The following is a 12,143-nucleotide window of genomic DNA, read 5'->3' as shown; positions in this document are numbered from 1 at the left end:
ATAATTGATTATTTTACTTCTTTTAGATTTTCGATCATTGCTAAGATTTCGCGTAATTCGTCTGCAGAAATTTTCTCTTCTTTGGCAAAAAACGAAACCATACTTTTATAAGAACTATTAAAATAATTGTCGATTGCTGTATTCATAAAACCATTTCGGTAATCTTCAATACTAACTATGGGGTAGTATTGATGCGTGTTTCCAAAAGCATTATGAGCAACATAACCTTTGTCTTCCAGATTACGCACAATTGTAGAAAGTGTGTTATAATGTGGCTGATCTTCAAGAATCTCTGCCTGAATTTCTTTTACGAAAGCTTTTTTAAGTTTCCATAAAATATGCATGATTTCTTCTTCTTTGTTTGTTAGCTTTTGCATTTATTAATTTTATAATTTAAAGACGAGCTTATTTGCGGGTTTCAATAACAATGGCACCATTCTTCCCTTTTTCGCCATATTTAGCAATTGCCATTTCTCCTTTATAAACATTCATAACCTTAACATCTTTATCATTAATGTCCTCAAGGTTAAAAGCGGCTGGCATTTCTTCTCCATCAATAATGATGAGTTGCTTTCCGTTTTTATTGACATTAACAGGATTAGAAACTATTACAGTTGCACCATCCTTTGTCGTTATTGTAGTGGTGTTTTTGTTATCAGAAGTTATAGTAGTGCTAACATTTGTGTTAATATTAGCGTTAGTTTTTGTACTATTAGTAGAATTAGTGTTAACATTTGTATTGGTATTTGTGGTTGTTTTTTTAGCGTTTATGGTTTTAGAAGCTGCAGCATTGGAATTGATTGTTTTGCTGAAGTCGGTTTGTGGACTATCAGTCTGAATTCCTACTTTTTTGCTTCCATTTTGATCAGTTATAACGATAATTCCAAAATCTTTAATTGTCTGATCGCTTCCTGTCTGAATAGATTGTGTTTCCTGACTGCCGTTCTTAACGTCAATTTTGATTGAGGTCAGGTTATTTTCTCCATTTCTTTTTATTTCAGAAGCTTCAAAATCAATGTTATGAATTGATTTTAATTTTTCTTTAATTTCTTTTAATTCTGCATCTGTAGAAGTTTTTTTGATTTTGTAAACATCAACAGATTTAATTTCGCCCGAGACATCTTTTACAATTTGTTGTTTTTCTTTTGCGATTACTTTTACCTGAAATAAAAGTACAAAAGCAGCTAAGACTGGTATTACCGTGTAATACTTCCAGGAATTTTTCTTTTTTGATTGATTTTTGTTTAACATGACAATTCGTTTTTTGATTAATGATTGATAAAAATGATTGGTGATTGCAACACAGCTTTCATGTGTTGTTATTTTTAAGAGTGTATATTGATATGCTTTTTTGTCTAATAGTTTCTTAGCGGCTTCACTATCAGCAATAAATTCAAGATTTTGAGTAATTGCTTTTTTATAAAGCCAAATAAAAGGGTTGAACCAAAATATAATAGTAAACAATCTCGAAATCAGTACATCTATAGTATGATTCTGATCGCTATGCACTTTTTCGTGTGCAATAATATTCTCTAATTCAGAAGGAGTGAACATTGATGAGTTGTACACGATATATTCAAAATAGGAGAAAGGAGCAATGTTTTCATTTACATCAACGAACTTAAAATCGGCTTGCTGTTGAATTTTTTTTCCTTTTAGAATAGCATTCAAACTGTAGAAATCTAATACAAATTTTATCATGAAAATGACAAATCCTATACTATAGATACCCAGCATTATATAATTCCAATTGAGTTGGAAGCTTTCATTTTTAACGGATTGAGAAAGAGTATTCTGAACATTTATATCTAAAGGGGCAGCAGCATTAACCCAAATAGTTTTTGTGTAAACTAATAAAGGTAAAACAGCTGAAACGATAAGTCCCGATAATAAAAACCATCTGTTGCTGTTGAAAAATGTTTCTTTGCGTAACAAAAAATGATAAGCGCAATAAAATAGCAACAATAAGCTGACAGCTTTGGCGATATAAATGAAAAGTGCTTCCATAACCAATTATTTTTCTTTGTCTTTATTTTCGATCATAGATAAGATCTCGCGCAATTCGTCTGCTGAGATTTTTTCTTCTTTAGCAAAAAACGAAACCATACTTTTATAGGAGCTATTAAAATAGTTATCAATTGCTGTTTTCATAAACCCTTTTCTGTAATCTTCTATTTTGACAACAGGAAAGTACTGATGCGTGTTTCCAAATGCATTATGGCCTACATATCCTTTCTCTTCAAGATTACGTACTATTGTCGATAACGTATTATAATGAGGCTGATCTTCTTTTATTTCGGCTTGGATTTCTTTTACAAAAGCTTTTTTCAGCTTCCATAAAATCATCATGATTTCTTCTTCCTTGTTTGTTAACTTTTGCATGTCTTCTAATTTTAATTCAAACCTACAACTATTTTTTTAGTTACGCAACTATAAAAATAGTTATTTAACTAAAATTTACGTTTAGAATCAGTTTTGGGCATAGGGAAATATTTCAATTTAAAGTTAATAAATTGAAAATGAATATTTTATAAAATAATTAGATTTTAAGAAACTCTTTCCCGAACTAATGCATTTTTGATCCAAAAGCAACAAAGCGTTGCAAAAACTCCGATCGAAGCCATGAAGAACCAGTTGACCTGATAGCCATATCCTTCTATGATTTCTAAACCAACTTTTGTACTTATAATATGAGCCAGACTAAAACTCATGGTATAAAGCGCCATATAACGGCCTTCCTGGCCACGCGGTGCACGGCTCAATGCAAAAGCATTCGAAAAAGGAAATGTTAGAATTTCTCCAATCGAAATACAAATCATGCTAATCACTAAGATTCCGGCCCAAACATTAATCAGTAATAAAAAGAAACTTAATGCCATTATAAATGAACCCAGAATAATGATCCTGATTTTAGGAAAACCTTTTCTTTCCATAAAACCAACTGTTGGCATTTCCAGCGAAAAAATTAAAAGTCCGTTTAAAGTCATTAATAATCCCGTTTGAAACTCGCTTAAACCAAACTTCTTAAAATGGTATAACGGTAATGTTGTAAAGAGTTGAAAGAAAATCATTGCCGTTACAAAACTCACAAATAAGAAAACCCAAAATATCTTATCATGAAAAACCGATTTTATTTCTGCCGGAATTTCCATTTTATCGCCATGAACTGCTTTTTTCTTTTCCTTAACTAATAAGGCAAAAATTAAAATAGAAATAATGCACGAAGCACCATCAACCCAAAAAAGACCTTTATAACCAATTCCCATAATAATCAGTCCGCCAAAAGCAGGTCCGGCCGCAAAACCCAAATTTACTGCTAACCGAACTAATGTCAGGGCACGGGTTCTGTTTTCGGGTTTGGCATACGCTCCCAACGATACAAACATGGCTGGTCGAAACATATCGGCAATAACCATTAAAACAAACATGCCAATACAAAGTCCCCAGAAAGAAGTTATATACTGAATGAAAAAGAGCAAAACACCGCTGGTAAACAAACTGAAAATCATGATTTTATAAAAACCAATTTTATCTGAAAGTTTGCCGCCCAGCCAGGAACCCAACATTGATCCTAAGCCAAAAGAAACCATTATCCAGCTTACATCACCATAACTAAAATGAAGATCTTCATTTAGATATTTAGACAAAAAAGGAAGTACCATTGTTCCGGCACGATTGATAAATGTGACAAGTGTAAGTATCCAGATTTCTCTTGAAAATCCTCTGAAATTATTTATGTATTGGGTATAAGCAGTCTTGAGCATTATAAATTCCGGTTATTTGCAACAAAGTTAGAAAACTTTGTCACTTTGAGCCGTTGCTGCTTTGTTAGTTTTAAACTATTTTTGCATAAAATCCAGAACATGAAAAATATAGGCACGATAGTTTTCTTAATAACTTTTGCTTTAGGCTTTAGCCAAAATAAGTTTAATAAAAGTGAGACTCAAAAATTTCAGAAAACAATAAATGCAGAATATGCTGATGCTAAGACAAGTCCGTTAATGGAAGAAGATTTAAAATCATTTAAATCTCTGGACTTTTATCCCATAGATGGTAAATATTTTGTCAATGCAAAATTTGTAAAAGCCCAAAACGAAAAGGTTTTTGAAATGAAAACCACCGGAACAAGAACTCCAAAATATATTAAATACGGAACTGTATATTTTAAAATAAACGGAACAGCTTGTCAATTGAATGTTTACCAAAATATTGAACTTTCTAAACAGAAAGAATATAAGGACCATTTATTTTTGCCCTTTTCTGATCTTACCAGCGGAAAAGAAAGTTATATAGGCGGTAAGTATATCGATTTGAAAATTCCAAAAGGGAATACGATTGCAATTGATTTTAATCAGGCTTATAATCCGTATTGTGCTTATAATCACAAATATTCATGTCCACTTGTTCCTTTAGAAAACGACCTGAAAGTTGAGATCAAGGCCGGAGTAAAAGCGTTTCATTAATGGAATTCTTTAATTTTCATACACATCAAACGACAAACCAGCCGAATGTTTTGGAACTGGTGAACCAATATCCACAAGATTTTGAGGCTTCGATCCCGTTTTATTCAATCGGAATTCATCCTTGGTATATAACAGAAGACAGAATTGATGATGACCTGAAAATTATAGAAGATAAGTTACAAACAGAAAATTGTCTTGCAATTGGGGAATGTGGTCTGGATAAAAGAATTGAAGTGCAGTTGGAGTTACAGATTTCTGTTTTTGAGAAACAATTGATTTTGGCCGAAAAATACAAAAAGCCAGTAGTAATTCATTGCGTTGCTGCTTTTCAGGAAGTAATTGCCATCAAAAAAAAGATGAAAATTTCGGTTCCGATGATTATTCATGGTTTTTCTAAAAATGATCAGGTTGCCGGCCAGCTTATCAAAGAAGGATTTTATCTTTCGTTTGGAAAATATTTACTGAGAAACCCAGAACTAAAAACCGTTTTTGAGCAAGTTCCCGATGATCGTTTTTTTCTGGAAACCGATACAATAGAAGAAACAATTGAACAGGTTTATAATTTGGCTTCAGAATATAAAAATATAAATATTAAAGAATTACAGGAGATTATTTCAAGCAATTATAAAAGTGTTTTTGAATAATTTAAAACCTGATACAAAAACAAATTTAAAATTATAGATATGGCAGAGTGGACAGAAAGAGCCGAACTTTTATTTACTAAAGAAGGATTAAATAACCTGCAGAATTCAAACGTTTTGGTAGTTGGTTTGGGTGGGGTAGGATCATTTGCAGCTGAATTTTTGGCCAGAGCGGGAGTAGGAAATATGACTATTGTAGATGGTGATGTGGTTGATATTACCAATATAAACAGACAATTGCCGGCTTTGCATTCTACAGTTGGCCAGCCAAAAATTACGATTGTTGGTGACCGCCTGATGGATATTAATCCGGAATTAAAATTAACCCGTATACAGGAATTCCTGTCGCCTGAACGCGCTTTTGAAATTGTTACTCCGGATTTTGATTACGTTTTGGATTGTATTGACAGCATTACTCCAAAATTAAATTTGATTATGGGAGCAAAACGTCAGAGGGTAAAAATTATCAGCAGTATGGGAGCAGGCGGAAAAATGCTGGCCTCTAAAGTAAAAGTTGCCGATATTTCTAAAACTATAAACTGTTATTTTTCTAAAACAATCCGTAAACGTTTAAGAGAACTTAAAATCAACAAACTGAAAGTAGTATTTTCTTCGGAAATCCAGGATGAAAAAAGTTTGAAATTAACAGATGGTAAAAATTACAAAAAATCATTTTACGGAACCAACAGTTATATGCCGGGGCTATTCGGTCTGCATGCAGCTGAAACAGTAATTAGATATTTAATTAAAAAATAGAGGTGCTAAGATACTGAGGTTCTAAGTTGCTAAGGTTTACTTAAAGTGCTTTGTCAAAGTTAAAAACTTTGACAAAGCTTAATAGAGAACTTGCAACAAAACCTTAGAACCTTAGACCACTCAGAACCTCAGAACCTAAAAAAAAAATGATTAAAACAGTAATTTTTGATATGGATGGTGTTATTGTAGATACAGAACCCGTTCACCGTTATGCTTATTACAAACAATTTTCGGAGTTGAATATTGAAGTTCCCGAAGAAATGTACACTTCTTTTACCGGTTTATCTACCAGAAATACATTTCAAACACTGAAAGGACATTTTTCTGCGATAGAACATGAAATAGAAGATCTTATTCAAAGAAAAAGAAATATATTTAATGATGCTTTTGATACCAAAGAAGATTTGTATCTGCTGGAAGGTGTCGAAGATTTGATAAAAGATTTATACGCAAACGGAATTCAGTTAATATTAGCTTCTTCTGCTTCAAAAGTTACCATTGAACGTGTTTTTACCAGATTCGGTCTGCATCAGTATTTTTCACATATTGTGAGTGGTGAAGATTTTCCACAATCAAAACCGGACCCGGCAATATTTCTTCATGCTGCCTCATTATCAGTCGCACCAAAAGAAAACTGCATTGTAATAGAAGACAGCACTAATGGTGTGAAGGCAGCAAAAGCGGCTGGTTTGTTTTGTGTAGGATATAACAGCCAAAATTCTAAAATGCAGGATTTATCAAATGCCGATTTGGTAATTAATCATTTTAATGAATTAAATACACAAAAAATATCACAGCTGCAGCCCTGAATTATATTAAATTTAACATTCGTTCCCTTATTGAATTTGTAAATTTGAGCAAAACAAAATAAACTTAATTCTGATGAAAAAAATAATTATTGCATTAGCCATCATATTGGCACCTTTTGCTTCTGAAGCACAGGTAAAAACACCACAAGCAAGTCCAAAAGCGTATATCAAACAAACGGTTGGGTTAACTGATGTAGAAGTTACTTACTCTAGACCGGGCGCACGAGGCAGAGCAGTATTCGGAAACTTAGTTCCGTTTGGTAAACTGTGGAGAACCGGAGCTAACGAAAATACTATCATTAATTTTGGCGATGATGTCGTGATTGATGGTAAAACATTAAAAAAAGGAAAATATGCAATCTATACAATTCCTAAAATCGAAAGCTGGGAAATCATATTTTATCTTTCTACAGACAACTGGGGATTACCTGAAAAATGGAACGATGCCTATGTTGCTTTGAGAACTACTGTAAAAGAAAATGCATTACCAACCCCGGTTGAGTCTTTTACAATCGGTATTAATGGTCTGGATCCTAATTTTGCTTTTCTTGAAATTGCATGGGAAAACTCACACGTTGCTTTGAAATTTGAAGTTCCGACTGCAAAAACGGCTACGGCAAGTATTGAAAAAACATTGGCCGGACCAACGTGGAATGACTATTTTGCTGCATCTCAATACGTGTTCCAGTCAAACGGAAACATTGAAGACGCCAGAACTTATATCGACAAAGCTTTGGATATGAGTGTTGACAAGCCTTATTATGTTTCAAGATTAAAATCTTTGATTCAGGCAAAACAAGGTGACAAAAAAGGAGCAATTGAAACCGCAAAAATTTCATTAGCTGCTGCTGAAGCCGCAAACAACCAGGATTATGTAAAAATGAACAGAGACAGTATCGCTGAGTGGAGCAGATAAGGTTTTAAGTTTCAATAAAAATCAAGATTCCAAAGCTTATGGCTTTGGAATTTTTTTTTGCTTTTTACTTAAACATTTAAATAAAAATAATTAAATAGACAGACCTGTCTGTTTGTTTTGAAAAATAATACTATATTTGTTGAAATAAATGATTATGAGTATGCTGCCAAAAGAAAGAATTTTAGAAAAAACTTTTACATTATTTCATAAACAAGGTTACAATGCTACTGGTATTAATCAAATTATTGAAGAGGCCAAAGTGGCTAAAGCAAGTTTTTATCAGCATTTTAAATCCAAAGAAGATTTGTGTGTTGCTTTTTTACAACAGCGCCATTTATTTTGGTTTGAGCAACTGCAAAAATTCACAGCTAATGAAGAGGATTTAAAATCAAAGGTTTTGGCTTCTTTTGATTTTTTAATTTTTATGAATAAAAATGAAAATTTCAGAGGCTGCAGTTTTCTGAATATTTTATCAGAAATTCAATCAGATAATGTAAAAATTATGAGTGTAATTCAAAGTCATAAAGCTGATCTGCGTGCATACTTTTCAGAAATTTTAAAAGATAATCTTTTATCAGATCATGTGTATTTACTTTTTGAAAGCTGTATTATCGAAAGCCAGCTGTTCAAATCAAATGAACTTATTGAAAAAACAAAAAGAATTATTCAAACTCTAATTTTATAATTATGGAACAAAAACTGCCATTGCCACCGTTTACGTATGAAACAGCAATAGAAAAAATTCAATTAGCAGAAGATGCCTGGAACAGTCAGGATCCGGAACGCGTTTCTAAAGCCTATACCAGAGACAGCGAATGGAGAAACAGAAATCAGTTTGTAAATGGAAGGGAAGAGATTGTCGAATTTCTGACCCAAAAATGGGAAAAAGAAAGAAATTACAAGCTTAAAAAAGAATATTGGGCACATACTGAAAACAGGATAGCAGTTCGATTTGAATATGAATATCAGGATGTTGAAGGAAACTGGTTTAGGGCCTACGGTAATGAAAACTGGGAATTTGATTCTAATGGTTTAATGCAAAAAAGATTTGCCAGCATAAATGATCTTTCAATTAAAGAAGAAGAAAGAAAACTGAGATAACAAATTCTGTTATAGATTTTGTTAATTCATAGATGGCGGTTCTGGAATCTTAATTGATCTTTTTACTTTCTTTACGATCAGTAAATAGAAAGTAATACCGCCTAAAATAATAAGCAAAGCAATCTGAAGCTGCCCTAAACTGTTGTTTTTACTGTACATAGCATTAGCAGTTGCCAGCTTCGATTTTCCTTCTTCAATTTGAATATGAGATAAGGATTCCAGTGTTTTTAACGCTTCATTACTTGCACTGGCTATTCTGCTCCAGTTTTTATCCGAAACCTTTTTGTTTATTTCTTTGCAAGAACTCAAAAAGGCATCAAAGTATTGTTTTTCCTTATTTGTCAGTACGGTCTTAGCATACAAATCATCAATGGTATGAATAATATCAAGGGTATGGATGATTTCGTTTTTCTTAATATTATCACTCAAATCAAGCTTTTCAGCTTCAGCTTTTATAAAATGAAGTTGCTTTGAATATTGAAAAATGTATTGTGAAACTACCAAACGGTCGTTGTAAATAGCATTTATATTCTCATTGACTTTTTTGGAGTTTTGCAATGTATTAAAATTGCCCAAAAGAATAATTAGCATCACAATAAGCAAAACAAAAGCAGCTTTGGTTTTGTTGCTGTATTTTTTTTGATCTTTCATAGCGATGCATTATTGAGAAAATAGTTAGTTACTCAAAGATAAAGATTTTTAAATCAGTTAATGAGAATGTTTACTTAACTATTATATCTCAAAAAAGCAGTAAATATGCCGTTTTGATAAAGGAGAAATGACAATCTTAATTATTATTGATTAATAAATTTGTTTGATTATTTATAATTTCCGCTCCTTTGTTCAAAAAATCAGGTGCTATACAATCAGCAAAATTTATATAAACCAGATGATTATCATCATTCAAATTCCTGTTTTTCTCCTCAACAATTAAATTACTTTCTAAGCCCATCAATAAACAAACAGGATTACCTTCTTTGTAAAGTTGAGTTGAGATTTCTTTTAATCTTTCTTCTGCTGCCAGCTGAATATCTTTTTCCTTATATGATAATAGCATCATGCAATTCATTAATGAGCAAAACGTTGTACTTTTAAAAGTGGGGTATTTTTCAAATATTGCAGCTCCCTGATTTAAATTATCAAAACATTTAGTATACAGCTGCATTGCAATTGAATTGTTTTCGTATGTCACGTCTTTAGTCGCTTGAGCCTGAACCTGAACACAAATTAACAGAAGTAATGTATAAACAAATTTTAAAAGTATTTTCTTAAATTCAAATATAGATTTATAGCACATTTTAGAAGAATTCATATCAGTAAAACTAGTTGGTTTGTTTTTTTCTATTTTCAAAACATAAATATATTTTAAATAACGTTCCGATGATAGGAATAAAATTTAAAATTATCCAACTCGGTTTAATCCCTATATCATTCAATCTACGGGCAGTTGCCGCCTGGTATGGTATGAATGCAAACAGGATAATAAAACAGATATAAAAAAAATTAAGTACTTTTTCATTATTCAAATTAATATTTTTATGCAAGTTTAAAGCTAAAAATCCCAGTAATGTTGCTATTGCCGAATAAATTATGAATTCTCCTCTTCCTGCTTTTCCAGAAAATGAGGAATAGAAAAATATTACATTCTTTAAATGCTTTATAATTTTTTTCATTTAAATAATTTCTACGATATCTTTTTCTTTGTCTCTTCTAAAAAACAGGAACTGTAACAATAAAGACAATACAATTGTCAACATCGCACCAATAAAATTAAGCCATAAATAACCTAGTTTTTCCTGGCTGTAAATCATAAAGTAATAAATCACAAAAATGGTAAGCTGACTTATGATAGCGCTGATAAACATAGATTTGGCACCAACACGACGCAAATAAAATCCAACCAGAAAGATTCCCAAAACAGTTCCGTAAAAAATAGAACCAATAATGTTTACCAATTGAATTAAATTTTCAAACAAAGTTCCTACGCAGGCAAATAATATTGCTATAATTCCCCAAAAAAGCGTGAAAAATTTTGTTGCATTTAAGTAATGCCTCTCAGATTTTTCGGTTTTCAGGTTTCGTTTATAAATGTCAATAGCTGTCGTAGAAGCAAGCGCATTTAATCCCGAAGCGGTTGATGACATTGCTGCAGAAATAATTACGGCCAGCAATAATCCGATAAGTCCTCTTGGTAAATAGTGAAGGATAAAATGAAAAAACACATAATCCTTATCATTGGTTTCACTGTTGCTGTCGGCTTTATTAATAATTTCCTTGGCACGATCTCGTAAATCCTTTTCCTTGTTTGATAATGCAACCAGTTCTTTTCTTAAAATCGGATTATCATAATCCTGATTGAGCTGGTCTATATATAGTAGATTAATTACTTTTTTATCTTCAGAAAGTGTCACCAGTTTCTTTTCCAGAGCGTGGTATTCGGCTTTAAACTGTGATTTTTCAATTACAATTTTATTATTCGGATTAAAATTTAACGGAACGGGATTAAACTGAAAGAATACAAAAACCATAACTCCGGTAAGAAGAATAAAGAATTGCATCGGCACTTTTAAAAGTCCGTTCATTATAAGTCCCATCTGGCTTTCGCGAATTGATTTCCCTGATAAATAACGTCCAACCTGTGACTGGTCTGTTCCAAAATAGGCGAGGGCCAGAAAAAATCCACCCGTTATTCCACTCCAGAAAGTATATTTTTCTTCAGGATCGAATGAAAAATCTACAATATTCATTTTATCATTAGCACCTGCAATATGCATAGCGCTTGAGAAAGTCATATCATTTGGCAAATAATGCAAAATCAGAAAAAATGTAATAAACATCCCGGACATAATGACAAACATTTGCTGTTTTTGAGTTACGTTTACTGCTTTTGTTCCTCCTGAGAAAGTATAGATAATAACTAAAAGACCAATAAGAATATTCATGATCGTCAAATTCCAGCCCAAAAGTGCCGACAAAATGATGGCCGGCGCATAAATGGTAAGTCCGGTTCCTAAACCTCTTTGCACCAAAAAAAGTATTGCTGCCAAAGAACGGGTTTTTATGTCAAAGCGTTTTTCAAGAAATTCATAAGCAGTATAGACTTTGCTTTTATGATACAAGGGAATGAATGTCAAACAAATAACAACCATAGCAATTGGCAGTCCGAAATAGAATTGTACAAATCCCATACCGTCATGATAGGCTTGCCCGGGTGTTGACAAAAACGTAATTGCACTCGCCTGAGTCGCCATCACAGAGAGACCAACAGTGTACCAGGGAGTTTCATTACTGCCTAAAATAAAATCCTCGACATTTTTACTCCCTTTTGTTTTCCAGGAACCATATCCAACAATAAATAAAAGTGTGACAATCAGTACGATCCAATCAAATAGTTGCATAGGTTATGAGTATAATTGCATGATTAAGAAAAAAATCAGAATGTAAACAGCGTTTGCTA

15 protein-coding genes are annotated in these 12,143 nt (G+C 32.4%); 7 read left to right on the top strand and 8 right to left on the bottom strand.

Features of this window, described 5'->3' with window-relative positions:
• Positions 1-8 precede the first annotated feature (8 nt).
• The 4 genes from JOD96_RS15675 to JOD96_RS15660 all read right to left on the bottom strand — a co-directional run bounded on the left by JOD96_RS15675 (position 9) and on the right by JOD96_RS15660 (position 3,764).
• Positions 9-377, bottom strand: a complete 369-nt coding sequence (locus JOD96_RS15675; protein ID WP_209565174.1) for a BlaI/MecI/CopY family transcriptional regulator — start codon at positions 375-377, stop codon at positions 9-11.
• A 28-nt stretch (positions 378-405) separates the two neighbouring features.
• On the bottom strand, positions 406-2,007 hold the full coding sequence (locus tag JOD96_RS15670) for a M56 family metallopeptidase (RefSeq protein ID WP_209565173.1): 1,602 nt from the start codon (positions 2,005-2,007) through the stop codon (positions 406-408).
• 6 nt (positions 2,008-2,013) lie between these two features.
• The gene (locus JOD96_RS15665; protein ID WP_209565172.1) at positions 2,014-2,382 is read right to left on the bottom strand and encodes a BlaI/MecI/CopY family transcriptional regulator; all 369 of its coding nucleotides are present in this window, start codon (positions 2,380-2,382) and stop codon (positions 2,014-2,016) included.
• 164 nt (positions 2,383-2,546) lie between these two features.
• Positions 2,547-3,764, bottom strand: a complete 1,218-nt coding sequence (locus JOD96_RS15660) for an MDR family MFS transporter (RefSeq protein WP_209565171.1) — start codon at positions 3,762-3,764, stop codon at positions 2,547-2,549.
• Positions 3,765-3,863: 99 nt separating this feature from the next.
• On the opposite strand from JOD96_RS15660, the gene JOD96_RS15655 reads away from it, so the two are divergent.
• From JOD96_RS15655 to JOD96_RS15625, 7 genes are all read left to right on the top strand, one after another.
• A complete protein-coding gene (locus JOD96_RS15655; protein WP_209565170.1) occupies positions 3,864-4,463 on the top strand; it encodes a DUF1684 domain-containing protein in 600 nt (199 codons plus the stop codon).
• A complete protein-coding gene (locus JOD96_RS15650; protein WP_209565169.1) occupies positions 4,463-5,107 on the top strand; it encodes a TatD family hydrolase in 645 nt (214 codons plus the stop codon). Before JOD96_RS15655 ends, JOD96_RS15650 begins: the two co-directional genes overlap by 1 nt.
• Before the next feature lie 39 nt (positions 5,108-5,146).
• On the top strand, positions 5,147-5,860 hold the full coding sequence (locus JOD96_RS15645) for a ThiF family adenylyltransferase (protein WP_209565168.1): 714 nt from the start codon (positions 5,147-5,149) through the stop codon (positions 5,858-5,860).
• Between the two features lie 146 nt (positions 5,861-6,006).
• On the top strand, positions 6,007-6,669 hold the full coding sequence (locus tag JOD96_RS15640; protein WP_209565167.1) for an HAD family hydrolase: 663 nt from the start codon (positions 6,007-6,009) through the stop codon (positions 6,667-6,669).
• Between the two features lie 73 nt (positions 6,670-6,742).
• Positions 6,743-7,585, top strand: a complete 843-nt coding sequence (locus tag JOD96_RS15635; RefSeq protein WP_209565166.1) for a DUF2911 domain-containing protein — start codon at positions 6,743-6,745, stop codon at positions 7,583-7,585.
• 160 nt (positions 7,586-7,745) lie between these two features.
• Positions 7,746-8,270, top strand: a complete 525-nt coding sequence (locus tag JOD96_RS15630; protein ID WP_209565203.1) for a TetR/AcrR family transcriptional regulator — start codon at positions 7,746-7,748, stop codon at positions 8,268-8,270.
• 2 nt (positions 8,271-8,272) lie between these two features.
• Entirely contained in the window at positions 8,273-8,686 is a 414-nt protein-coding gene (locus JOD96_RS15625) for a nuclear transport factor 2 family protein (RefSeq protein ID WP_209565165.1), read from the top strand.
• Between the two features lie 21 nt (positions 8,687-8,707).
• Here the strand turns inward: JOD96_RS15625 and JOD96_RS15620 are convergent, their stop codons facing one another.
• The 4 genes from JOD96_RS15620 to JOD96_RS15605 all read right to left on the bottom strand — a co-directional run bounded on the left by JOD96_RS15620 (position 8,708) and on the right by JOD96_RS15605 (position 12,084).
• Positions 8,708-9,337: an MCP four helix bundle domain-containing protein gene (locus JOD96_RS15620; protein WP_209565164.1), complete on the bottom strand. Its 630-nt coding sequence runs from the start codon at positions 9,335-9,337 to the stop codon at positions 8,708-8,710.
• Between the two features lie 136 nt (positions 9,338-9,473).
• Positions 9,474-10,037, bottom strand: coding sequence for a hypothetical protein (locus JOD96_RS15615; RefSeq protein ID WP_209565163.1), 564 nt, complete (start codon positions 10,035-10,037; stop codon positions 9,474-9,476).
• Positions 10,009-10,359, bottom strand: a complete 351-nt coding sequence (locus JOD96_RS15610) for a DUF805 domain-containing protein (protein ID WP_209565162.1) — start codon at positions 10,357-10,359, stop codon at positions 10,009-10,011. Before JOD96_RS15610 ends, JOD96_RS15615 begins: the two co-directional genes overlap by 29 nt.
• Positions 10,360-12,084, bottom strand: a complete 1,725-nt coding sequence (locus tag JOD96_RS15605; RefSeq protein ID WP_209565161.1) for a sodium:solute symporter — start codon at positions 12,082-12,084, stop codon at positions 10,360-10,362.
• Between the last annotated feature and the right edge of the window lie 59 nt (positions 12,085-12,143).

The organism is Flavobacterium sp. 1355 (genome assembly GCF_017833415.1).
In the GTDB taxonomy this organism is placed as follows: domain Bacteria; phylum Bacteroidota; class Bacteroidia; order Flavobacteriales; family Flavobacteriaceae; genus Flavobacterium.
This window is presented reverse-complemented; position numbering and strand designations above follow the sequence as displayed.